This is a genomic window from Nonomuraea sp. NPDC050680 (assembly GCF_040654555.1).
Lineage (GTDB): Bacteria > Actinomycetota > Actinomycetes > Streptosporangiales > Streptosporangiaceae > Nonomuraea.
The window spans coordinates 19,011-42,139 of sequence record NZ_JBFAIF010000010.1 but is presented as its reverse complement, the minus strand read 5'-3'; the positions used below and the strand labels follow the sequence as shown (position 1 = coordinate 42,139).

General features: G+C 69.0%; 21 protein-coding genes. 9 read left to right on the top strand and 12 right to left on the bottom strand.

Annotated features, from left to right (window positions below):
• The first annotated feature begins 77 nt into the window (after positions 1–77).
• From AB0H88_RS29660 to AB0H88_RS29650, 3 genes are all read left to right on the top strand, one after another.
• Positions 78–710, top strand: a complete 633-nt coding sequence (locus AB0H88_RS29660; RefSeq protein ID WP_357650094.1) for a TetR/AcrR family transcriptional regulator — start codon at positions 78–80, stop codon at positions 708–710.
• 185 nt (positions 711–895) lie between these two features.
• On the top strand, positions 896–1,675 hold the full coding sequence (locus tag AB0H88_RS29655; RefSeq protein ID WP_357650092.1) for a pectate lyase: 780 nt from the start codon (positions 896–898) through the stop codon (positions 1,673–1,675).
• 273 nt (positions 1,676–1,948) lie between these two features.
• Positions 1,949–3,073 (top strand): S8 family peptidase, encoded by a 1,125-nt coding sequence (locus AB0H88_RS29650; RefSeq protein WP_357650089.1) that lies wholly within the window; start codon positions 1,949–1,951, stop codon positions 3,071–3,073.
• On the opposite strand, the gene AB0H88_RS29645 is transcribed toward AB0H88_RS29650, so the two are convergent.
• The 4 genes from AB0H88_RS29645 to AB0H88_RS29630 all read right to left on the bottom strand — a co-directional run bounded on the left by AB0H88_RS29645 (position 3,063) and on the right by AB0H88_RS29630 (position 7,781).
• The gene (locus tag AB0H88_RS29645; RefSeq protein ID WP_357650620.1) at positions 3,063–4,631 is read right to left on the bottom strand and encodes a glycoside hydrolase family 43 protein; all 1,569 of its coding nucleotides are present in this window, start codon (positions 4,629–4,631) and stop codon (positions 3,063–3,065) included. The genes AB0H88_RS29650 and AB0H88_RS29645 overlap by 11 nt on opposite strands.
• A gap of 78 nt (positions 4,632–4,709) precedes the next feature.
• Positions 4,710–5,555 carry a carbohydrate ABC transporter permease gene (locus tag AB0H88_RS29640; RefSeq protein WP_357650085.1) on the bottom strand — a complete coding sequence of 282 codons (846 nt, stop codon included), beginning with the start codon at positions 5,553–5,555 and terminating at the stop codon, positions 4,710–4,712.
• On the bottom strand, positions 5,552–6,499 hold the full coding sequence (locus tag AB0H88_RS29635; RefSeq protein ID WP_357650082.1) for a sugar ABC transporter permease: 948 nt from the start codon (positions 6,497–6,499) through the stop codon (positions 5,552–5,554). The genes AB0H88_RS29640 and AB0H88_RS29635 overlap by 4 nt, the downstream gene beginning before the upstream one ends.
• Before the next feature lie 7 nt (positions 6,500–6,506).
• Positions 6,507–7,781: an extracellular solute-binding protein gene (locus AB0H88_RS29630; RefSeq protein ID WP_357650080.1), complete on the bottom strand. Its 1,275-nt coding sequence runs from the start codon at positions 7,779–7,781 to the stop codon at positions 6,507–6,509.
• Positions 7,782–8,004: 223 nt separating this feature from the next.
• On the opposite strand from AB0H88_RS29630, the gene AB0H88_RS29625 reads away from it, so the two are divergent.
• A complete protein-coding gene (locus AB0H88_RS29625) occupies positions 8,005–9,096 on the top strand; it encodes a LacI family DNA-binding transcriptional regulator (RefSeq protein ID WP_357650078.1) in 1,092 nt (363 codons plus the stop codon).
• On the opposite strand, the gene AB0H88_RS29620 is transcribed toward AB0H88_RS29625, so the two are convergent.
• From AB0H88_RS29620 to AB0H88_RS29610, 3 genes are all read right to left on the bottom strand, one after another.
• Positions 9,084–9,998, bottom strand: coding sequence for a CoA ester lyase (locus tag AB0H88_RS29620; protein WP_357650076.1), 915 nt, complete (start codon positions 9,996–9,998; stop codon positions 9,084–9,086). The two genes, AB0H88_RS29625 and AB0H88_RS29620, sit on opposite strands and share 13 nt — an antisense overlap.
• The gene (locus AB0H88_RS29615) at positions 9,988–11,235 is read right to left on the bottom strand and encodes a CoA transferase (RefSeq protein ID WP_357650074.1); all 1,248 of its coding nucleotides are present in this window, start codon (positions 11,233–11,235) and stop codon (positions 9,988–9,990) included. The genes AB0H88_RS29620 and AB0H88_RS29615 overlap by 11 nt, the downstream gene beginning before the upstream one ends.
• A 97-nt stretch (positions 11,236–11,332) precedes the next feature.
• The gene (locus AB0H88_RS29610) at positions 11,333–12,250 is read right to left on the bottom strand and encodes a LysR substrate-binding domain-containing protein (RefSeq protein ID WP_357650071.1); all 918 of its coding nucleotides are present in this window, start codon (positions 12,248–12,250) and stop codon (positions 11,333–11,335) included.
• A gap of 103 nt (positions 12,251–12,353) precedes the next feature.
• On the opposite strand from AB0H88_RS29610, the gene AB0H88_RS29605 reads away from it, so the two are divergent.
• From AB0H88_RS29605 to AB0H88_RS29595, 3 genes are read left to right on the top strand one after another with little or no spacing between them, the layout of a single operon-like run.
• The gene (locus AB0H88_RS29605; protein ID WP_357650070.1) at positions 12,354–13,730 is read left to right on the top strand and encodes a citrate:proton symporter; all 1,377 of its coding nucleotides are present in this window, start codon (positions 12,354–12,356) and stop codon (positions 13,728–13,730) included.
• 22 nt (positions 13,731–13,752) lie between these two features.
• Complete coding sequence (locus tag AB0H88_RS29600; protein WP_357650068.1) at positions 13,753–15,342, top strand: CocE/NonD family hydrolase; 1,590 nt, start codon at positions 13,753–13,755, stop codon at positions 15,340–15,342.
• The gene (locus AB0H88_RS29595) at positions 15,339–15,554 is read left to right on the top strand and encodes a hypothetical protein (protein WP_357650066.1); all 216 of its coding nucleotides are present in this window, start codon (positions 15,339–15,341) and stop codon (positions 15,552–15,554) included. The genes AB0H88_RS29600 and AB0H88_RS29595 overlap by 4 nt, the downstream gene beginning before the upstream one ends.
• 28 nt (positions 15,555–15,582) lie before the next feature.
• Here the strand turns inward: AB0H88_RS29595 and AB0H88_RS29590 are convergent, their stop codons facing one another.
• The 4 genes from AB0H88_RS29590 to AB0H88_RS29575 all read right to left on the bottom strand — a co-directional run bounded on the left by AB0H88_RS29590 (position 15,583) and on the right by AB0H88_RS29575 (position 18,498).
• Positions 15,583–16,854 carry a cytochrome P450 gene (locus tag AB0H88_RS29590; protein WP_357650064.1) on the bottom strand — a complete coding sequence of 424 codons (1,272 nt, stop codon included), beginning with the start codon at positions 16,852–16,854 and terminating at the stop codon, positions 15,583–15,585.
• A 10-nt stretch (positions 16,855–16,864) separates the two neighbouring features.
• A complete protein-coding gene (locus tag AB0H88_RS29585; RefSeq protein ID WP_357650062.1) occupies positions 16,865–17,056 on the bottom strand; it encodes a ferredoxin in 192 nt (63 codons plus the stop codon).
• Entirely contained in the window at positions 17,053–17,838 is a 786-nt protein-coding gene (locus tag AB0H88_RS29580; RefSeq protein WP_357650060.1) for a helix-turn-helix domain-containing protein, read from the bottom strand. The genes AB0H88_RS29585 and AB0H88_RS29580 overlap by 4 nt, the downstream gene beginning before the upstream one ends.
• A 180-nt stretch (positions 17,839–18,018) precedes the next feature.
• Positions 18,019–18,498, bottom strand: coding sequence for a MarR family transcriptional regulator (locus tag AB0H88_RS29575; RefSeq protein ID WP_357650058.1), 480 nt, complete (start codon positions 18,496–18,498; stop codon positions 18,019–18,021).
• 82 nt (positions 18,499–18,580) lie between these two features.
• On the opposite strand from AB0H88_RS29575, the gene AB0H88_RS29570 reads away from it, so the two are divergent.
• Together AB0H88_RS29570 and AB0H88_RS29565 are read left to right on the top strand one after the other, a co-directional pair.
• Positions 18,581–19,468, top strand: coding sequence for an alpha/beta hydrolase (locus AB0H88_RS29570; RefSeq protein WP_357650056.1), 888 nt, complete (start codon positions 18,581–18,583; stop codon positions 19,466–19,468).
• A 743-nt stretch (positions 19,469–20,211) separates the two neighbouring features.
• Positions 20,212–21,501, top strand: a complete 1,290-nt coding sequence (locus tag AB0H88_RS29565; protein WP_357650053.1) for an FAD-dependent monooxygenase — start codon at positions 20,212–20,214, stop codon at positions 21,499–21,501.
• Positions 21,502–21,928: 427 nt separating this feature from the next.
• Here AB0H88_RS29565 and AB0H88_RS29560 read toward each other — a convergent pair whose 3' ends face one another.
• A complete protein-coding gene (locus tag AB0H88_RS29560; protein WP_357650049.1) occupies positions 21,929–23,083 on the bottom strand; it encodes a mannonate dehydratase in 1,155 nt (384 codons plus the stop codon).
• Positions 23,084–23,129: the final 46 nt, after the last annotated feature.

Genomic DNA, 23,129 nt, shown 5'->3' with positions numbered 1-23,129 from the left:
CCAAAAACCGAACAGTTGCCATAATTTCGTTGGGCGGATTCCCCCGCATCGAGCACAGGGCCCATAGGGTTGATCCCATGACCGAAGAGACGGCGAACCGACCCGGCACGCGGCGGGGCCCCTACGCGAAGAGCGCGCGCCGCCAAGCCGAGATCGTCGCTTCCGCGACGTCCGTCTTCTCGGCCCGCGGCTACCGAGGCGGGTCGCTGCGGGAGATCGCGAAGCAGCTGGACCTCAGTCTGACCAGCGTCGTCCATCACTTCCCCAGCAAGAGCGCGCTTCTCGTGGCCGTACTCGAGAACGCCGACTCCGCGCACGCCGACTCCTTCACCGCGGACTGCCGGGAGCAGGGGGTGGCGTACGCCGTGCTGCAGTACGTCCTGCGAAACCTCGAACGCCCCGAGATGCTGAGGCTGCTCGCCCTCATGGCCGCGGAGTCGTCGGCTTCGGACCATCCGGCGCATGAGTGGTTTCGTGACAGGTACGACAGATTGATCGAGACACTGGCGATCGCCATCCGCCGCGACCAGGACATGGGCCGCGTCTCGAACAGCAGGGCCCCCGAGGGCATCGCCGAGTCCCTGGTGGCCCTGTGGGACGGACTTCAACTCCAGTGGCTCATCAACCCGCACCGCGACCTGGTCGCGGCGATGAGCACCTCGATGGCGGATCTATTGGAACCGCAGCGGTCGGAGCTCCCGCAGAACTGAAAGTTTCACACCCAGCAAATGGCTTTGTCATGCCCTGGCCAGCCACGACTCCTTTTCCCCTGGCGCCGGGGACCACGTCCGCGTTGACGAACGGAAAGCGCTTTCCTACATTGACGGTCATTCACTCACCTGTCTTTCGTTCACATACGTGGACGGCAGGTGAAGGCATCCGCAGGGAGGCAATCGTGAGAAAGACGATCCCGGCTCGGATAGCGGCGATAGTGGCCGCCGCGCTGGCCTTGGCCGGCGGCATCGCCAGCGGGCCGTCGGCATCCGGCGCGGCCTGGCCGACGCCGAGCGGCCAGCAGGCCGTCGGTGCGACGATCAACGTATCCGGCACGGTCGACGGCAAGATGATCCGCTACTACGGCACCGGGGACCTGGGCAGCGGCGGACAGGACGAGGGCCAGAGCCCGATCTTCCAGCTCGCCAACGGCGCGGTGCTGAAGAACGTCATCCTCGGCGCCCCCGCGGCCGACGGCATTCACTGCACGGGCACCTGCACCCTCCAGAACGTCTGGTGGGAGGACGTCGGCGAGGATGCCGCCACCTTCAAGGGAACCTCGTCGTCCCAGACGATGACGATCGACGGCGGCGGCGCCAAATCGGCCAGCGACAAGGTCTTCCAGCACAACGGCCCCGGCACCATGTACATCAGGAACTTCCAGGTGACGAACTTCGGCAAGCTCTACCGCTCCTGCGGAAACTGCTCCAAGCAGTACGCGCGCCACGTCGTCATCTCCAACGTCACCGCCACGTACCCGGGCAAGACGCTCGCCGGCATCAACACCAACTACGGCGACACCGCCAAGTTCTCCGGCATCACGATCGTCGGCGACTCCAGCAAGAAGATCGTGGTCTGCGAGAAGTACAAGGGCGTGACCAGCGGCGAACCCACCAAGATCGGCAGCGGCGCCGACGGCGTCAACTGTGTCTACTCCAGCTCGGACATCACCTACCGGTAGGCGAAGGAAGAGCGTATGGGCACACCGCAACGTACCTGACACCCGAACCCTGAGCGCGGTCCCCCGCCGAGACGGGAGACCGCGCTCAGCACCGGCCAGCCGCACCCCAATCCCCCGCAAAAACACCCCACCGATAAACCACTTTTCGCTCCGCGTACTCAAGCGAGCGAATCGCTATATGCGCGACTGGAGAAATGGCACTAAGGAGATCATGGCCCATGCACTCGAAAGGGCACCTTGGTGAGAAAATATCTAGCTTCGGGCATATCAGGCATGCTGCTGGCCCTCGCACCGGCGGTCGCCTTTCATCCGGCGCAGGCCACCGATGGCGAAGCCATCGGAGCCACTCAGCCGTCGTCCGGTAACTACATCGTGACGCTGAAAGAAGGCACCGAAATACCGGCATATATCTCGCCAAATCATGTCTATCGCCACGCCGTCAACGGCTTCTCCGCCACGTTGACCCCGGAAGAGGTCGCCCTGCTCCGCACCAACCCGGACGTCATAGCGATCGAGGCGGACAAGCCCGTCAAGCTGGACCCCGCGCCGAGCACCGAGGCCGAACTTCCTTGGTACCAGCAGTTCAGCCCGCCGTGGAATCTCGACCGGATCGACCAGCGATTCGGCTTGAATAATCGGTACATATTCCAATACACCGGCGCGTCGGTTCGCGCCTATGTGATCGACACCGGCATCCAGACCGACCAGAGCGAGTTCGGCGACCGCGCCATCAACGTGTTCGACGCGTTCGGCGGCGACGGGGTCGACTGCCAGGGCCACGGCACACACGTGTCCGGCACGGTGGGCAGCGACTCCTGGGGGGTGGCGAAGCTGGTGCGACTGCGCGGGGTCAAGGTGTTCCCCCAGTGCAGTGGAGATACCTCGACCTCGGCGATCATCGCCGGCATCGACTGGGTGACCGCCCACGCCATCCACCCGGCCGTGGCCAACCTGTCGCTGGGCGGCCCCCAGTCCATGGCGCTCAATACCGCGGTGACGGCCCTCGCCGACTCCGGCGTCTTCGTCTCGGTCGCCGCCGGCAACGAGAACGTCGACGCGTGCACCAGATCACCGGCGAGCGCCCCGAACACACTGACCGTGGCCGCTTCGGACATCAGCGACGCCAAGGCCTGGTTCAGTAACTTCGGACCCTGCGTGGACCTCTACGCACCAGGGGTGGGCATCCCGTCCGTCCCTCTGGCCGGGATCTACCCGAGCGTTCTGAGCGGCACGTCGATGGCGGCCCCCACGGTGGCCGGGGTGGCCGCCCTCATCAAGGACCGGTACGGCGAGATGTCGTCCAGCGTCATCAACGCCCTGATCATCAAGTGGGCCACCCAGTTCGCGATCAATGGCAACCCGCTCTACACGCCGAACCGCCTGCTGTTCAAGCCTTGACCCACCCCTCGTGCTCGCCGGCCTGGTAGTCGAACCAGTCGAAGCTCGCGCTGCCGTCGGTGACGTACATGCCGATGACCCGCCCCGTGAAGCCGGTCGCCACCTCCGTGGACAGGTAGCGGCCGTCCAGCTCGGCAAGGAGAACTCCGCCGGCGGAGAAGGCGATGGTGTCCGGGCCACGAGCGCCGACGCCGACCGGCTCGCCGGCGGACGCGTCCACCGAAGCGGACGCAGGCGCGGACGCGGTCACGGACGCGGTCACGGACGCGGTCACGGACGGCGGCAGGAGGTCGCGCGTACGGAAGGAGATGGCGAGGGTGACCGGGCCCGGAGGTACGGCCTGGTCCGCCACGCACTGGCGTAGCGGGCCGATCCGCGCGATCAGGCGCGCCCGCCCCTCGTGTACTTCCAGGTCGTAGTGGTGGGCCTCGTCCAGGCGCACGGACAGCCCGGCCGTGGCCGATCCCGGCTCCAGGCGGGCGGCGACGCGGCAGTCATGGTGCTGCTGGCGGCGGCCGACGAAGGTGCATCCCGGGCGGTCCAGCGTGGCGCCGGTGGCGTGCAGGGTGAGCCGGCCGGGGCGCTCGGTCAGCGACCAGGAGCCGTCCGGGCGGCTGCGCGGTGAGATCCAGTACGGTGCCAGGGCGTCGGCGTCGAAATCGTCGCGCGGCGGCGTTTCCGGGAGGGGATGCCAGGCGGCGGGCGCCGGATGGCGTTCGAGGACCGGGCCGACGACGGGCCAGCCGTCCACCCAGTCCACCGGGGTGAGGAACGTCTCCCGCCCGAGGACCTGGAACTCCGGCGTGTAGCCGCGCGGGCGGGTGCCGAGCAGGATCATCCACCAGGTGCCGTCGGCCGCCTCCACCAGGTCGGCGTGGCCGGTGCTCTGGATCGGCCGATCGGTGCCGCGGTGCGACAGGATCGGGTTGGCCGGGCCCGCCTCGAACGGGCCGCGCGGCGAGCGGGCGCGGGCGATCGAGACGCTGTGGCCGCGCTCGGTGCCGCCCTCGGACATCAGCAGGTACCACCAGTCGCCCACACGGTAGAGGTGCGGGGCTTCCGGATATTTCATGCCGACGCCTGACCAGGCGTGATACGGAGCTTCAAGGATCTTGCCCGCCACCGGGTCGATGCGCGCGATCTGCGTACCGGAGAAGGCGCACCAGCAGGAGCCGTCCTCGTCCCAGGCCAGGTCGGGGTCGATGCCCGGCAGGTCGATCCAGACGGGGTCCGACCACGGTCCTTCCGCGCGGTCGGCGGTGACGATGAAGTTTCCCCGGCCGCTCACGTTCGTCGTGATCAGGTAGAACCGGCCGTCGTGGTGGCGGATCGTCGGCGCGTAGATGCCGCCCGAGGCGGGCACCTCGGGGGGCAGCTCCAGCTGTGACGGCCGGTCGAGCACGTTGCCCACCTGCCGCCAGTGCACCAGGTCGCGGCTGTGGAAGATCGGGACGCCGGGGACGTACTCGAAGCTGGAGCAGACGAGGTAGTAGTCCTCGCCGACCCGGCACACGCTGGGATCCGGGTGGAACCCGCCGATCACCGGGTTGTCGTACATCCGCACGTTGAGCGGTTCCTTTCCGGGAGCACGTTGAGCGGTTCCTTTCAGGTTGAGCGGTTCCTTTCAGTGAGAAGGTCAGCCCTTGAAGGCGCCGTCCATGATCCCGGCCACCATGCGCCGGCCCACGAAGACGAACAGCACCAGCAGCGGGAGGGTGGCCAGGAACGAGCCCGACATGGCGAGCCCGAGGTCGACGTCGAGGTTGTTCTGCAGGGCCTTGATGGCGATCTGCGCGGTGTACATCTCCGGCGACTTCAACACGATGAACGGCCACAGGAAGTCGTTCCAGGCGGTGACGAACCCGAGCAGCCCGAGCACGAACGCGGCCGGCCGCACCAGCGGGAACGCGATGCGCCAGAAGATCTGCCAGCTGGTCGCGCCGTCGATGCGGGCCGCCTGGAGGATCTCGTCGCTGATCGTGGTGGACAGGTGCTGGCGCATCCAGAAGATCCCGAACGCGCTGGCCAGGCCCGGCACGATGAGCGCCTGGAGCGTGTCCACCCAGCCCAGCGTAGAGATGATCATGTACTGCGGGATGACGGCGAGCTGTGTCGGCACCGTCATGGTGAGCACCACGATCAGGAACAGCACGTTGCGGCCAGGGAAGCGCAACTTGGCGAAGGCGAACCCGGCCAGCGAGCAGAGCAGGGCGTGCCCGACGCCGATCGTCCCGGCCACGATGAGGCTGTTGACGATCGACTGGACGAAGGGCACCGTCGTGAACACCAGGCCGGCCAGGTGGAAGAAGTTGCCACCGGGCGCGATCTCGGGTGGCAGCTGCGTGGCCGTCGCCGTGTCGGTCGTGGCCACCACGAACATCCAGTACAGCGGGAACAGGCAGGCGAACACGGCCAGTCCCAGCAGGAGGTAGCCCCACCAGCGGACGCGCTCGCCCGAGCGCCGGATCGTCTTGGTCATCATCGCTCCGGCCGGATACGGGTGGACAGGACGTAGTTGAGCGTCGCGGCCGCGACCACCAGCACGAACAGGGCCACGCCGATCGCCGCGCCGTACCCGAACTGGAACTGGCCGAAGCCCTGCTCGTACAGGAACAGCGTCAGCGTCTGGCACTGCCGGACCGCTCCGCAGGTGACGCTGCGGGAGACGAGCAGCGGCTCGGTGAAGATCTGCAGGCCCCCGATCGTCGAGGTCACGATCGTGAACACGATGACCGGCCGCAGCGACGGGATCGAGATGTGGCGGAACTGCTTCCACCCGCCCGCGCCGTCCACGGCCGCCGCCTCGTAGATCGCGCGCGGGATCGCCTGCAGGGAGGCCAAGTAGAGCAGCGTGGTGTAGCCGAACCAGCGCCAGGCCACCATGGCGGCGATCAGCACGTGGCTGCCCCACACCGACTGCTTGAAGTCGATCGGCTCGACGCCGACGAACCCCAGCAGCCAGTTCAGCAGGCCGTAGTCGCGGTCGAACATCTGGGCGAAGACGATCGTGGTGGCCGCCACCGAGGTGATGTACGGCACCAGCATCGACATCCGGAAGAACACCGCCAGCCGGAGCCGGGCATGGTTGAGCAGGTGGGCCAGGCCCAGCGCCAGCACCAGCTGCGGCACGGTGGACAGCAGCCAGATGCTGATCGTGTTCTCGGCGGCGTTCCAGAACCGGGCGTCGGCGAACAGCCGGCTGAAGTTGCCGAAGCCGATGAAGACGTGCTCGCCGATGGGGTTCCAGTCGAACAGCGCCACATAGAACGTGAACAGCAGTGGGACTAGGCCGAAGATCGCGAAGATCAGGAAGAACGGGGCGATGTAGGCGTACGGGGCGATGCGCTCGCCGATGCTCTGCCGCACCCGGGTCGTGGGCGCGGGCGGCGTCTCGACCGCCCGCGCCGTGCTGAGGCTTGTCGTCACGCTCGTCCTACTTGCCGATAGCCGTCTTGACGTTGGCCAGGGCCGTGTCCCACGCCTTGGCGGGGTCGCCCTTGCCCTGCTCGACGTTCGTGATCGCGTTCTGCAGCTCCTGGCCGATGGCCGAGCTGTCCGGGCCGATGTAGAACGGCTTGAGCCCGAGCAGCGAGTCGGTGTAGATCGTCCCGATCGGCGCGCCGGAGAAGAACTCGTCCTTCAGCCCGGTGAGCTTGGGGTCCTTGTAGACCGATGGAGTGGTGGGCAGCGAGCCGGCGTCCACGAAGTGCCCCAGCTGGCCCTGCGGCGACTGGGTCTGCGTGATGTACGCCCAGGCCGCCTTGACGTTCTTGGCGCCCTTGGGGATCGCCAGGTAGCTGCCGCCCCAGTTGCCCGCCCCGCCGGGGATAGCGGCGACGTCCCACTTGCCCTTGGTGTCCGGAGCGTTCCGCCGGATCGAGCCCAGCATCCACGAAGGCGCGGAGATCACCGCGAACTGACCATTGCCCATGCCGGCGCTCCAGCCCTCGGTGAACGAGCTCTGCTTGGCCGTGATCCCGGCCTGCGCGGCCTTGATCGACAGGTCGAAGGCCGTCTTGACCTGCGGGCTGGTGCTGTAGACGACGTTGCCCGATGGGTCGTAGTACTTCTGCGGCCCCTGGTTGACCGCCTGGTAGAACACGCTGGTGGCGGCGTTGTCCATGAACGCCTTGCCGGTCTTGGCGGTGTACTTCTTGCCGGTCTCGATGAAGGCGTCCCAGGTGGGCCAGAGCTTGCCCACCTCCTCGCGGTCGGTCGGCAGCCCGGCCTTCTTGAACAGGTCCGTCCGGTAGGCGACGGCCATGCCGCCCACGTCCGTCGGGACGCCGATGATCTCACCGCCCTTGGCGGTGCTCTGGCTCATCACCCAGTCGAGGTAGTCGCCCTTGATCTTGTCGGCGCCGAGCTGGCGCAGGTCATAGAAGTTCTGCGGCTGCTGGACGAACTTGGGCAGGTCGTCGCCCTGGATGAGGACGAGGTCGGGCACCTTGCCACCGGCCAGCGCCGTCGTCAGCGCCTGCGCCGTCTCCACGGAGCTGCCGACCTCGGTCAGCTTCACCTGCGTGCCGGGGTTCTTCTTCTGATAGTCCTCGACGGAGGCCTTCTGGTTGATCCCGCTGAACGACCAGAAGTCGAACGACTTGCCACCGCTCTCGGTCGCCTGAGTGGAGGTTCCGCCGCCGCAGGCGGCCGTGGTCAGAGTGAGGGCCGCGGCGAGCGCGGCCGGGATTGCGTTGCGGAGCTTCACGGCGATCTCTTCCCCTGGGGGTCGGTGCTGAAGAGCTGGTACGGACTGACGGCGGCGCGCCCATGGAGGTGGGAGTTCGTCGCAGCGCCTAAAATTTCGTAACTAGGGCCGATCGTTAATCGGGGACTTTAGGCACTTCACGCGAAACCCGTCAACAATCTGGTCGTAAGATGGCCGAAACAGTCAGGCGTCAAGCCGAAAGCACGGCGCTAGACTGCGGCCCATGACCGCGACCCAGGAGCCGCCCGCACCCGGCACCGCAGCCGGCACAGGACCCGGTACCGCAGCCGGCACAGGACCCGCCACCACGCCCAACCAGCCGCTGACCATCGCGCAGCTCGCCGAGCTGGCCGGAGTGTCCACGGCCACGGTCTCCAAAGTGGTGAACGGCCGTTCCGAGGTCGCGCCGGAGACCCGGGCCCTGGTCGAGGAGCTCATCCGCGAACACGGCTACCGGCGGCAGAGGCGGCGCGACAGTCCCGCCGCCCTGGTGGAGCTGGTCTTCCACGCACTGGAGGGCGACTACCCGATAGAGATCATCAAGGGCGTCGAGCGGGTGGCGCAGGAGCACGAGCTGGCGCTGGTGCTCTCCCAGCTGCGGCACCACCATGTTCCGGGCAGGAGCTGGATCGAGGGCGTGATGAGACGCCGGCCCACCGGTGTCATCGCGGTGTTCAGCAGCCTGACCGACGCCCAGTGCCACCAGCTCGCCAGCCGCGACATCCCGCTCGTCCTGCTGGACCCGAGCGGCGAGCCCGGCCACCAGGTGCCCTCGGTGGGCGCCGGCAACTGGAACGGCGGCCTGTCGGCGACCCGCCACCTGCTGCAGCTCGGCCACCGGCGGATCGGCATCATCACCGGCCCCGACTACGCGCTGTCCAGCCGGGCCCGCCTCGACGGCTACCGCGCGGCGCTGGACATGGCCGGCGTGCCCATCGACCCGGACCTGATCTGCTCGGGCGATTTCCTGATCGAAGGCGGCCTGGCCCAGGCCCATCGGCTGCTGCGGCTGCCCGATCCGCCCACCGCGATCTTCGCCTGCAACGACGGGCAGGCCACGGGCGTCTACGGGGCGGCCTACGAGCGGGGCCTGCGCATCCCCGACGACCTGAGCGTGATCGGCTTCGACGACCTCCCGCCGATGCGGTGGGCCATCCCGCCGCTGACCACGATCCGCCAGCCGCTCACCGAGATGGCCGCCGCCGCCACCAGGATGCTGGTGGCGCTCACGCACGGCGAGCCGGTGCCGCAGAACCGTATCGAGCTGGCCACCGAACTCGTGGTGCGAGGGAGTACCGCCCCTTACGGTCGCTGAGAAGTTCCGAAAGTTTCTGGATTCTTTCCGTATGTATCGAGGAGCGCTCGCGCCCTGGCGGCCATGGCCTCGTCCACCATCTCCCCCTCGAAGGTGATCGCCCCGGCGCCGTGTCGCTGCGCCTGCGCCAACGCGGCGATCATCCGCGCGTAGCGGGCGAGCTCCTCCGGAGTGGGTGAGAAGACCTCGTTGATCACGGGGACGTGGGAGGGGTGGATCGCCATCATCCCCTCGTAACCCAGGGAGCGGTTCTGCTCGGCGAAGGCCCGCAGCCCTTCGAGGTCGGCGATGGTCGTCCAGAGGCCCGCGATCGGGCAGGGCACGCCCGCCGCCCGTACATCCAGCAGGACACGCGACCGCAGCGCCAGGGTCTCGGTGCCCTCAGGGCTCCAGCGGTAGCCGACCGCCCGCTCGACGTCGCCCCCCTTGCCGGTGACCGCGCCCAGGTAGGCGACGCGGGGCGCGGCCCGGCCGATGTCGTAGGCCGCACGCAGCGCGGCGGCGCTCTCCAGCAGCGGCACGAGGGCGATATGGCCCTCGGGCAGGCCGTGTTCGCGCTCGCACCAGCTCAGCAGCCGGTCGGCCAGGCGTACGTCCCCTTCGTCCGCGACCTTGGGCAGGACCACCCCGGCCAGGCGGGCGTGCGTGATGGCGCGCAGGTCCTCGGCGGCCGCCCAGCCGTCGAGAGGGTTGATCCGGACGAAGAGCGCCATGTCGCCCGTCGCACCGGCGACGGCCTCGGCCACGCGCGCGCGGGCGGTGGCCTTGCCGGCCTGCGGGACGGCGTCCTCCAGGTCGAGGATGGCCGCGTCGGCTCCCGCGGCCGCCGCCTTGGCCAGCCATTCGGTACGGGTGCCGGGGACGAAGAGCAGGCAGCGCAGCGGCGGCCGGTCAGATGACACCGCGCTTCTCCAGATCCGCGAGCTGGTCGGCGCCGAGCCCGAGCCACTGCCGGTAGACGAGGGCGTTGTCCTGCCCGAGCGCGGGTCCGGTTCGCCAGACGTGTCCGGGTTTCTGGTGGAAGTGCGGGAGGGCGGCCTGCATGCGGACCGGCCCGAGGTCGGGATCGTCGACGGTGATGATGTCGCCGCGTTCGGCGTACACGGGATCGCCGGCGATGTCCTCGGCGGTGAAGACGCGGGAGGCGACCACCTCGGCGTCCGCGAACGCCTCCAGGCACTCGGCAGTCCCGCGCGCGGCCACCCATGCGCGCAGTCCCTGGTCCAGCCGTTCCCGGCCGGCGAGTTGCCGCTGTGTCGTGGCGTAATCCTCCTCGGGCAGGCCCAGGAGACGGACGACGTTCAGGACCGAGCGGAGGGTCGCGGAGGTCACGGTGATCCAGTCGCCGTCGCCGGACAGGTAGGTGTTGATGACCGCGGCCGGTGCGACGGCCAGCTGGTTGCCGGATCTGCCGGGTACGACGCCGAGCTGGTCATGCGTGATGACCTGCCATTCGACCAGCCGGAACAGCGGCTCGAACAGAGCCAGGTCGATCCACTCGCCGTCGAAGGCGGGGTCGTGGGCCCGCCGGTGCAGGGCGGCGAGCACGGCGTAGGCGCCCATCAACCCGGTCACGGCGTCACCGTGGGAGAACCCGGTGTGCACGGGCGGCCCATCGGGGAAGCCGGTCAGGTGCACCACGCCGCTCCTGGCCTCGCCGACCTTGCCGAAGCCGGGCGCGTCGGCTCGTGAGGACGTCGCGCCGAATCCGGAGATCTGCAGCAGGACGGCCTTGGGGTTGATCCGGTGCACGGCCTCCCAGTCCAGCTCCCAGGCCCGCAGCCGGCCGGGGCGCAGCGTGACGATCACGACGTCGGCCCAGGCCACGAGCCGGTGGGCCACCTGCCGGCCGTCGGGGTCGTGCAGGTCCAGGGTGACGGAGCGCTTGTTCCGGCCCGCGACCTTGAACCACAGCGGTACGCCGTCACGCGTGGGGCCCATGGCGCGGGCCGCGTCACCGACGCCGGGGGGCTCGACGTGGATCACGTCGGCGCCCTGGTCGGCAAGCATGGACCCGGCCAGCGGCCCGGCGACCACATGGGCGAACTCCACCACTTTCAGACCACGCAACTGCCCCTGGCCGTGCTGCTGTTCGCTCGCCTGTTCGCTCGCCTGTTCGGTCGCCTCTTCGGTCGCCACGCATGAGCTCCTTCGCACTGTCCGGTGCTGTCATCCTGCCCAAGGCGAGAAATGCGGGTCCAGCACAAGAAGTCGATAAATTCATGCTATTTATGCATTAACCCATCCAGGAGACGCCCGGCGGCAGCTCCGTACGGAACTCTTCGAGCACGTCCAGGAACGCGGCCGCCGCGAGCGGCAAGGTTCGCCGGGCCCGGACCACGACGTCCAGGCGCCGCTCCACCACGGGCCCGGTCAACCGGCGGTGCACGACGCGCCCCGGCCCCAGGAGGGGCAGCACTAGAGCGGGCATCGCCGACACCCCGAGACCGGCGGCGACCAGACCGCCCACCGTCGCCACGTTGCTCGCCTCCGCCGCGGGCGTCACCGCGGCGCCCGCCTGGGCGAACGCCGCGTCGGTGAGCCTGCGGACACTGGACTGCGGTCCGACGGCCAGGAACGGCTCGGCGGCCAGGTTCTCCCAGGTGACCTCGTCACGCTCGGCGAGCGGGTGCCCCTCGGGCAGTACGGCGTGGAACTGGTCGCGGATCAGCGGACGATGCTCGAGCCGATCCGGCGACGCGCCCACCGTGGTGATCGCGAAGTCGGCGTCACCCGACAGCACCCTGCCGAGCACGGCCCGTTCGAGCCCGTCCATGATGCGCACCGCCACCTGCGGCCGCTGCCGCCGGAAGGCGGAGATCATGCGCGGCAGCAGCACCGCCGCGACCGAGGGCAGCGTGGCCACGGCCACCACGCCCGACTCGCCCAGCAGGTAGCGCCGCAGTTCCTTCATCCCCGACTCGTGGGCGCCGACGATCTGCTCGGCCACCCGCAGGGTCTCCACGCCCGCCGCGGTGAGCTGGACGTTGCGGGTGTCGCGCTCCAGCAGGCGGGCGTCGAGCACCCGCTCCAGGTCGGCGACCGCGCGGCTCAACGTCGACTGCGAGACGTGCAGGTGCGCCGCCGCGGCGGTGAAGCTCGCCGCTCTGGCCACGGCGACATAGGCGGCGAGTTGCCGGAGAGTAGCGTCCATGAGGCCAACCTATGCACATACCGCATGGATAAATCCACTTTTGATGGTGGACGTGAAAGGTCAGCGCTCGGAAACTTCTCCGTAACCCTCCGAAAGGACCTCGATGATCGCGCTCCTCGGCTTTCTCACCATCGGCCTGTTCCTGGTGCTCACCATGACCAGGCGCGTCTCGGTCCTCACCGCGTTGGTGCTGGTCCCGGTGTTGACAGCGCTGGCCGGCGGTTTCGGCGCCGAGATGGGCCCGATGATCCTCGCCGGTCTGGGCAAGGTGGCGCCCACCGGCATCATGATCGCTTTCGCGGTCCTGTACTTCAGCCTGATGATCGACACGGGGCTGTTCGACCCGCTGATCCGCGGCATCCTGCGCCTGGCCAAGGACGACCCGCTGCGGATCGCCGTCGGCACGGCCGTCATCACGATGTGCGTGGCCCTGGACGGCGACGGCGCCTCGACCTTCCTCATCACCGTCTCCGCCCTGCTGCCCGTCTACAAACGGCTGCGGATGAGCCCGCTGGTGCTCACCGGTGTCGTCTGCCTGGGCGCCGGCGTGATGAACATGATCCCCTGGGGCGGCCCCACCGCGCGGGCGATGGCGGTGCTGAAGCTGGACAGCTCGCAGGTGTTCACCCCGGTCCTGCCCGCGATGGTCATCGGCATCGTCTGGGTGCTGGTCGCGTCGTACCTGATCGGCCTGCGTGAACGCCGTCGCCTCGGAACGGTGTCCCTGCCCTCGCCCTCGCCCTCGCCCTCGCCCTCGCTGGAGCCCACGCCGGAGCCCACGCCGGAGCCCTCGTCGGAGCGCGCGGCCGAGTTCGTCGCCGGAGACGGGCCGGGGACGCCTCTCGCCCCGCCGCGCCGGCACCCGGCCCTGACCGCGTTCAACCTGGCGCTGACCGTCGCGCTGCTCGTCGGGCTCATCCTGCAGGTCATGCCGCTTCCGGTGCTGTTCGTGGTCGGGTTCGCGATCGCCGCGCTGGTCAACCACCCCTCCTGGGAGAAGCAGCAGGCGCTGCTCGACAGGCACGCCAAGAGCGTCGTCCTGGTCACCACGATGATCTTCGCCGCGGGGGTCTTCACCGGAATCCTCACCGGGACCAAGATGATCAACGAGATGGCCACCGCGTTCGTCAACATCATCCCCGACTCCTTCGGCGGCCACCTGCCGGTGCTGGTCGCGATCACGGGCATGCCGCTCAGCCTGGTCTTCACCCCGGACGCCTACTACTTCGGCGTACTGCCCGTGCTCGCCCAGACCGCCGGCGGCTTCGGCATCGAGTCCGCCGAGATCGCCAGGGCCGCCATCCTCGGCCAGATGACCACCGGCTTCCCGCTCAGCCCGCTCACCGCCGCGACGTTCATCCTCGTCGGCATGAGCGGCGTACAACTCGGCCAGCACCAGCGCTTCATCTTCGGCTGGGCGTTCGCCACCACCCTGGTCATGACCGTGGCCGCGCTCCTGACCGGCGCCATCTCCCTCTGACCGCGCGAGGAGCACCCCCCTCATGAAGTACGGCAGAATCGCCGCCGCCCTGTCCACCCTGTCCGCCCTCTTGGCCGTGCCCGCCCCCGCGCACGCTGACAGCCTTCCGCCCACGAACTCCGCCCTCTCCAACGACGTTCCCATGGACCGCTCCGTCTCCAACGACGTGCCCACCGACCGCTTCTTCTCCTACGACCGGGCCGCCGCGTACGGCGTGGCCACCGAGCGCGTCTCGGTGCCCCTGCGCGACGGCAGCCATCTGGCCTGCGACCTGCACCGGCCCGCGGGCCCCGACGGCAGGCCCGCCGACGGCCGCTTCCCCGGCATCGTCCACGACTACAACGCCTACGACCAGCTGCAGGCCCAGGGCCAGGCGGCGGCCTTCTTCGTCACCCGCGGCTACGCCGCCGCCGTGTGCAACGCCCGCGGCACGGGCGCCTCACCCGGGCGTCTCGACCCGTTCAGCGCGCAGGAACAACACGACAACTACGACCTCATCGAGTGGCTGGCGGCCCAGCCCTGGTCCACCGGCAAGATCGGGCAGACCGGCGTCAGCTACGGCGGCCACACGTCCCTCCTGGTCGCGGTGAACAAGCCGCCCCACCTGGCCGCGATCATCCCCGTCGACGGAATCAGCGACTGGTACGAGAACACCATCTACCGAGGCGGCATCTACTCGGCCAGGATCCGGGACTGGCAGCGCGCCGTCGCGCCCGACACCCTGGTGACCTACGCCGAGCACCCTCTCTACGACGACTACTGGCGAGAGCGCAGCGTCCAGGCCCGCTGGAAGAACCTGGACGTCCCGGTCCTGGAGATCGCCGGATGGTACGACAGATACCGGGCCGCCATGGTGGCGAACTTCCAGGCCCGCCCGAAGAACGTCTGGCTGGTCGCCGGCCCCTGGCAGCACGGCTGGCCGTCGGGCCAACCCGCCGACATCGGCAACGGCGCCTACCTCGCCTGGTGGGACCACTGGCTCGCCGGCCGCACCGACGCCCCGCTGCCCGCCGCCAAGGTGACCTCCTATCAGGTTCCGGGCACCGGCTGGCAGCAGCTCGCCACCTGGCCGCCTCCCGGCACCCGGCAGACCCGGCTCGGCCTGAGCGCCGACGGCACGCTGACGACCGGATGGAGCAAGCCGACCACCCTCGCCTTCACCGTCAACACCGAGACGACCCCCGCGACCCCGGACGAGCGGCTCACCTTCCAGACGCGGCCCTACCAGCAGGACACCGTCCTGGCCGGCGATGTCAACGCGAAAGTGCGCGCCGCCTTCAGCGCCACCGACGGCAACATCGCGGTCGTGGTCGAGGACGTCGCCCCCGACGGTACGGCCGGCCGCATCACCCAGGGCTGGCTGAAGGCGAGCCACCGGTTCGGCCACGAACGCGCCGTCCCCGTCCGGCCGGGCAAGACCTATGACCTGGAGATCCGCACCTGGCCGACCCACTACCGGCTGAGCGCCGGCCACAGCCTCCGCGTGACCGTGTCCAGCGACGACCATCCCGAGATCGACTCCGACGCCCCGGCGGGCCGGGTCCACCTGCGCGTGGGATCCGGCGGCACCGAAATCCGCCTCGGCACGCTCACGGGGAAGGACGTCCAATGATCCGCCCTGGGAGGCTCTTGGCCGCGATCGCCACCGTACTGTCGATGGCGATCCCCCTGAACGCGCAGCCATCCGCAGCCGCTGTGGCGGCTGAGGGCGGCACGTGCGAGAGCCTGACCGCCATGACGCTGCCCGGCGCGACCGTCACCCTCGCCGAATCGGACCCGGCGGGCAGGCACACCGCCCCCGACGGCCGGGTCCGGGTCAGCTGATGCGGATCGGTCCGCATCAGCTGACCGGTCAGCTGATGCGGATCGGGAGGGTCCGCGGCCCGCGGACCTGGCCCGCGGCCCAGGTCACCGCGGCCGGATCGGCAAGGCTGAAGTCCGGGAACCGCTCCAGCCACACCTCGAGCGCGACCCGCAGCTCCATGCGCGCCAGGTGCGAGCCCACACAGCGGTGAATACCCAGGCCGAACGCGACATGCCGATTGACCTCACGATCGATGACCACCTCGCCCGCCCGGTCGAACTGGGCCGGATCGCGGTTGGCCGCCGGGAACGACAGCAGGATCCAGTCGTCGGCCTTCATGTCGCCGCCGCGCCAGTGCATGTCCTGCTTGACCAGCCGGGCCATGGTGACCGGCGCGTACGCCCGCAGGAACTCCTCCATCGCGGTCGGCAGCAGCGCCGGCTCGGCGACCAGGCGCTCGCGGTCGGCGGAGGTCTTCGCCAGGTGCCACAGCGACGCGCCGATCGCGCTCCAGGTCGTGTCGATGCCGGCGATGAGCAGCAGCGCCATCGTGCCCGCCACGTGGGACGGGTCGAGCTTGTGGCCGTCGAGCTCGGCGTCGATCAGGTAACTGGTGAGGTCGTCGCGCGGGTGCTCGACGTGCTCGCGGATCTGCACGAGCAGGTAGTCGAACAGCTGCTGCGAACGGGCGAAGCGTTCCTCGGGCGGCAGGTTGATGCCTTCGAGCGCGTTCTCGACGAACACCCGGAACTGCGGCCCGTCCTCGGGCGGAAAACCGAGCATCTCGGCGATGACCCGAATCGGAATGTGCTGGGCGTAGTCGGTGGCGGCGTCGACGACATCCTGCCCCTCCATCGCGTCGATGAGCGCGTGGCAGTACGCTCTGGTCCCCGCCTCCCGCTTGGCCACCGCGGACTTGGTGAACGCCGGCAGCAGCAGCTTGCGCGCGTGGTGGTGGAAGGGCGGGTCGGAGGAGATCGGTGGCGCGGTGCCCACGGGGGCAAGCTCGACGGGCGGCCGGAAGTTGCTCATGATGATCGCCCGGGACGAGAAGTGCTCGGTGTCGTAGGCGATGGCCGCGACGTCCTCGTAGCGGGTCGGCAGCCACCCGCCGCCGAACCGCTCGGTGTGCGCGATCGGGCAGCGCTGCCGCAGCTCGTCCTGGATGGGGTACGGGTCGGCTGCCCACTCCGGCTCGGCATGGGAGAAGTCGGTCGCCCAGTCCGAGACGGGGCCGGTGATGACCTCGCTACGGGCACCCAGGGGCGGCTCTTCCAGCGTCCCCTGGTAATCCTGGTTGAAGCGGTCGTCCACGGTCATGTCCATGCTCCTAGAGGATCTCGATCGCTCGTTCGGGACAGTTGGACACCGCCAGGCGCGCCGCGCGCTCGTGGTCCGGCGGCACGACCCCCTCGCCGATCACCTGCCCGTAGCCCTCGTCGTCCTCGCCGAACAGGTCGGGGGCGAGGTCGTAGCAGCGACCATGCCCCTGACAGCGCTCGGAGTCGATCCGCACTTTCACTGTGGTGCTCCCCTCTGAGCCGTGGTCTCGATGGTCTTTGCCATGCTGCCGACGCCTTGTGCCGCGTTGTCGATGGTTTGTGCCGTGGTGTCGATGGCTTGTGCCGTGGTGTCGACGGCTTGCGCGGTGGTGTCGGCGGGGGCCAGGGCGGCGACGACGCGGGTGAGCAACACCGTCCACTCCTCGTCGTCCACCGCGTGCAGATCCGGGGTGATGAGCGCGCTGCCCATCGCGAGCGCGAGGCAGAAGTGGGCGAGCGCGTTCGCCGACAGCGCGGGGTCGAGCTCGCCAGCACTCTCGGCGACGCCGGCGAGCCCGGCCAGCCAGTCAGCGCGTTCGCCGACGTAGTCGCGCATCGGCTGCGCGACCTCCTCATCACGACGGGCCGCGACCAGGGCCTCGACAATGAGATATCCGCCGGCATCCCGCTGGCGCGGCAGCCGCCGACCGACCACGACGAGCAGCTCCGCGATCGACCGGTCCGGATCGGCGGCCAGAAGATCGGCCAGCAACCGCGGCCCGTGCGCGCGCAGCGCGGCCACGAGCAGCTCGGCCTTCGACCCGAAGTGCGCGTACAACGCGCCATTGCTCACCCCGGCGGCCGTGGCGATGTCCGCCACGCGCGTACCTTCGTACCCGCGCTCGGCGAACACCTCGGCGGCCGCTCGCAGCAACCGTTCACGCGTCTCGGCGGCGGTGACGCCCGCGATGCGCCCCATGATCAAATTAAACGACTGTTCATTTGATTCGTCAAGAGCCACTTCACAGTGGGTGAGATGCATGTCTGACGGCCTTGCCGATGTCAGTACGGCACCAGGGGTGTCAGTGCGTCTGGCAGAAGGCCATCGGAGATGTCAGTAGGCGCGTGTATCGCAGGAGGTTCGGTCCGCTGCTGGGCCGCGCCCATTCCGGGGACGAGAACGGCCAGACCCACTACCACTACGCCAGGATCGCGAACTGGCTCAGGCCGGCTCGCCGACGTCCCGGGCGATCCACCCAGGCGTGTCGAAGCGCACCGGCTGCGCGCCCACCAGCGCTGTGAGGTGATCCTCGAGGCCCGCCAGCTCGGCGGCGCCGATTCGCCGCGCCCACTGATCGCGGAGCTCCTCAAAGATCGTCTCGCCCTGGCGCAGCACATCGAAGCCGCGCTCGGTCACCCGAAGGCGCTTGCGGCGGGCGTCGCGCGGGTCCGTGTCGCGGGCGACGTACCCGCGCTCCTGCAGGACCGCGATGGTCTTCGCGGCCGACTGCTTGGTGATCGACAGACGGCGGGCCAGCTCAGAGGCACTGTCGGCTCCGGCGGCGATGGCCCGTATGGCGAAGTCATGAACAGGACGCACGTCCTCGTAGCCACGATCGGCCAGTTCGGTGGTCGCGGCATCCACGAGCGTGCGGAAGCCCCCGAGCAGCAGCAGTGCGAGATCAGCGCCAGAGCGAGACATGCGAGAAGGATATGACCCTCGACAAAAGACAGCCTGGCTGTCTATTATTAGACAGCCAGGCTGTCGAAATAAGGCGAGAGATATGACTACCGCACCAATAAGCCTCACCGCCCCCGAGATCACCCACCACCGCGCCCACGTCAACGGAACGACCCTGCACTACGCTGCCGCCGGGGCCACCGGGTCCCCGGTCCTGCTGGTCCACGGGTTCCCCGAGACCTGGAGGGCCTTCCGCAAGCTCATCCCCCTGCTCGCCGCCGGCCATCGGGTCATCGCCGTGGACCTGCGTGGCTTCGGTGACTCCGACACCGCGCCAGGCGACTACGACAGCAAGGTCGCGGCCGAGGACCTGCACCAGCTGATCGCGCACCTCGACCTCGGCCCGGTCCACCTGACCGGGCAGGACGTAAGCGGGGCGACGGTCTTCCGGCTGGCCGCCACCCACCCAGAAGACGTGCTCAGTCTCACCGCCATTGAGACGGGATTGGCCGGCTTCGGCCTCGAGGTACGGGCCGACGTCACCCGCGGCGGCGCCTGGCACATCGGGGTACTGGTCGCGCCCGGCATTCCCGAGATGCTCCTGGCCGGCCGCGAGCGCGAGTTCCTCGGACAGTACGCGTTCCCGTCCATGACCGCCGTCCCGGGCGCGGTCACCGATGCCGACCTCGACGACTTCGCCCGCACCTACTCACGCCCGGACGGCTGGCGCGGCGCGATCGGCCTCTACCGGTCGATGCTGCGGGAGGGGCCCGAGCTCAAGGCCCTCGCCGAGTCTCCCGGGCTGACCGTGCCCGTGCTCGCGGTCGGGGCCGGCGGCGGCCCCTTCACGGCCGACACCATGTCCCAGGCCGCGTCATCGGGGATCAGTTCCGTCCAGCTCGACGGCGTCGGCCACTACGCCGCGATGGAGGCCCCCGAGGAACTGGCGAAGGCCGTCCTCAGCTTCGTCGACGACATCGACGCCACCTAGCCCCACCCCAACTCAGCGGCCTCTGGCAGCCTCCAAACCTCACATCCACCCCTCTGCATTCGCCTGACTGCGACCAGCGCCGGACTGCTCTGGGCCGACATCCCAGAGCGGTCTTCCTCCCGGCCGCGAAGTCTCGCCCCCTGAGCCCTACCACCGCGACACACCGGCCCAACGCAGCAGGCGCTCGTCTCCGAGGGGGCGGCAGACACTTCCTGCGCACGTTCACGACAGTTGATCTTCGGCTGAAAACTGTCATCTTCGATTACACAAACACCGGTACTTAGACAAACGTCAAAGTGACAGCACACAGGCCGGCAGCAGCTCTCGCTGTCATCTTCGCTGCGTCCAGACATTGGCTGTCCGACGGCCTTGCAGGTGTCAGTACGGCACCAGGGATGTCAGTGGAACTGGCAGTAGGCCATCGGAGATGTCAGTAGGCACGTGTATCCCAGGAGGTCGGGCCGGGAGATGATGACGCTTGTTCGCTTGGTTTGCACCAGTCTGGGCTGATGTGAGCGTCATCGGAGTTGGCGTTCCTCATCAATGTCTGCCGAGGCCGAGGCGATCATGACCATGCCGTCGCACGCACATGCCGAGTTCAGGGTGTTTGCGGGAGCGTGGACGCGATTTCGGTCGTGCCGATGAGTTTTGTACGGATCCGGGGTCGATACGGCTGGACGCAGCGACAGCGGTGGGCCTGTGCTGGGAACGTCCAGCGCGGGAGGAAGCACATGGAGGCAGTGATGAGCGTCGACGACTCCAAGCAGGAGCACACCATCCGGACTGGCGAGCAGGGGACGCGGGTGAGCGGTCCCAGGGTGTTGGTGGCGGGGGCGAGCATCGCGGGACCCGCGCTGGCCCACTGGCTGCGCCGGCGGGGGGCCGAGGTGACCGTGGTGGAGCGGGCTCCCGAGCTGCGTCCCGGCGGGCAGGCGGTGGACGCGCGCGGGGTCGCCAAGGAGGTCATCGGGCGCATGGGGCTGGACGCGGCGGTGCGCGCGGCGTGCACCGACACCGCCGGCGCGCACACCGTGGACGCGGACGGGCAAGTGCTGGAGACCTTCCGTGCCGACGACGACGGTGGCGACGGGTTCATCGCGGACATCGAGATCCTGCGCGGGGACCTGTCCCAGGTGCTCTACGACGACACCCGAGACGGCGTCGAGTACGTCTTCGGCGACCGAATCGCGGGGCTCGCCCAGGACGCGGACGGGGTCGACGTGGTCTTCGCGGGCGGCAACCGGCGGCGCTTCGACCTGGTGGTCGGGGCCGACGGGTTGCACTCGGAGCTGCGAGCGATGGTCTTCGGGCCGCATGAGCGGTTCCTCCGCCACCTCGGGCACGTGCTGGCCTTCTACAGCGTGCCCAACGAGTTCGGGCTGGACCGCTGGCTGCTCGAGCACCAGGACCAGGAGTCCGGGCGCTCTGCCCTCCTGCGGCCCATCCAGGACGCCACCCGGGCGATGGCCATGTTCTACCTCGCCTCGGCCGACTTCGACGTCGACTACCGTGACGTCGCAGCCCAGAAGGTCCTGCTGCGTGAGCGGATGGCGGGCCTGGGCTGGTTGACCCCGGAGATCCTCGCGCACCTGGACGACACCCCGGACTTCTACCTCGACCAGGTCGCCCAGGTGGTGATGGACCGCTGGTCGAGTGGACGGGTGGTGCTGCTGGGGGACGCGGCGTTCAGCTCCTCGCCGATGTCGGGGCAGGGCACCGGGCTGGCGCTGGTCGGCGCCTACCTGCTGGCCGGAGAGCTGGCCGCCGCCGGATGGGACCCCGACGCCGGGTTCGCCCGCTACGAGGCGCGGATGCGCTCGTTCGTCGAGGCCAACCAGGAGATCGGCCGGTTGAACGCCCGCAGCCGCGACGTCCCCGGGCCAGACGCCGAGCCGCTCCCCGATTTCGCCGGCGAATGGTTCACCGAGCTGGTCGGGCGCGCGATCAACGGCGTCGAGCTGCCCGACTACGCGGGGGTGCCGGACTCCGCAGCCCAGGCCGGAGCGCCGATCACCTCGTCGGCCAAGCCGTAGGTGTCACATAACGTGTCGAGAGGGGCCACGCTTCGGTGGGGCACCGCCGGACGACCTCCGCTCATGCCGCGTAGTGCGCGTTGGAGCGCCCGTTCGGCGGCCACGCCACGTTCCGATGAGGCGGTGTTGACTCGGAAGACTGACAAGATCGATGAGATTCCACCGCGCGGGGTCTCAGCGGTTCTGTCACTTGCCTGGTCGGCGCTCACCGGAACTGACAAGACCATTGGGACATCGACCCTGTGACGTCCAAGCCCATTGATCCCCAGCTGGATTGCTCGCCCGTCTTGTCTCACGGCAGTTGATCGGTGCGCAGCTCGCCGACATGGCTCCCTGACACGATGGATGAGAACGGACAGAGTCGATCCGCAGCAGGCGAGGGACCAGCCCGTCACCCTTCGCCCGCTGCGTACGCTTGGGTGTGGACCTAACGGCCGCCCTCGACCGCCTGGATGAGGGCGCGGAGGTAGCCGTAGCCGTGCGCGAATCCCTGCTTGTTGCCGGGGTCGTCCGGGTGGTCCGGTATGTGGTCGGGATCGACGCTGTACGGGTACCCCTCCTCGGCCATGATCCGGATCATCCGAGCGTGGTCGATGATGCCCTCGTCCGGCCAGACCTCCATGAAGTGGTCCCGCCGGCCGATGATGTTGCGCAGGTGAACGTTGAAGACCCGCTTGGTCTGCAGCAGCCGGCGGAAGATACCGTAGATCTCGCGCTCGGGGTCCCACAGCATCTCCGCGAGCGTCCCGGCACACAAGTTGAGCCCGTGGTAAGGGCTGTCGTACAGCGAGAGGAGCTTGAACAGCCCCTTGCCGCCGGGGACGCTCAGCACGTTCTCCTTGACGCCGCGGTACCCGCCTGGTGGCGTACCCGGGTCCTGCGGGTGACAGGCCGCCTTGACCTTGTACTGATGTGCGACGGGCATCACGCGCTGCACGAAGTAGTCGATGCGCTCCCAGAAGTCGTCCGCCGTGACGATCCCGGCCTTGGTGGGCGGCTCATTCGGATCGAGGTCGGCGGCGCGGAAGGTGTCGTACACCGAGCCGCCACGGCCCGGTGTGGTCCCGGTCCGCGGGATGCCGAGGATGCTCATGTTGTACTTGAAGGCCCCCACCCCAGCGGTGGCGCAGGCCTCGATCATCTTCTGGATGTCCTCGATGTCGCGGTCCCGCTCCGGGCTCTTGGCCAGCATGATCGCCGGCCGCGGATCGTCGTCGACCAGCGAGGAGGTGAGGAGCGGCAGCGCCACCATGTCCATGGTGATGCCGTTCTCCTCGGCGAATTCCCGGGTCTGCTCGACCTCCTCGGGCAGCCAGTAGCCGCGGCCCTCCGCCAGTGGCGGGGCCGGAGGGTATCCCACCCAGTAGTTAACGCCATGCCGCTTGAACTCCTGCAGCGCCGCGACGCTCGTGGCCCGGCGTTGCGTGCCGACCCGCAGCTTGAGGGGCTTCTTGAGCACCCTCGCCGCGTCGTCGGCGTGCGCAGCCTGAGCGGGGCCGCCCAGCAGGGCCCCCGCTCCGGCGCCGGCGACGGCCGCGCCACCCAACCGGAAGAAGGACCTACGGTTCGGAGGATGATTCATGGACGATGCTCCTCATTTCGAAACCCCCCGGGCCGATGGGCACATC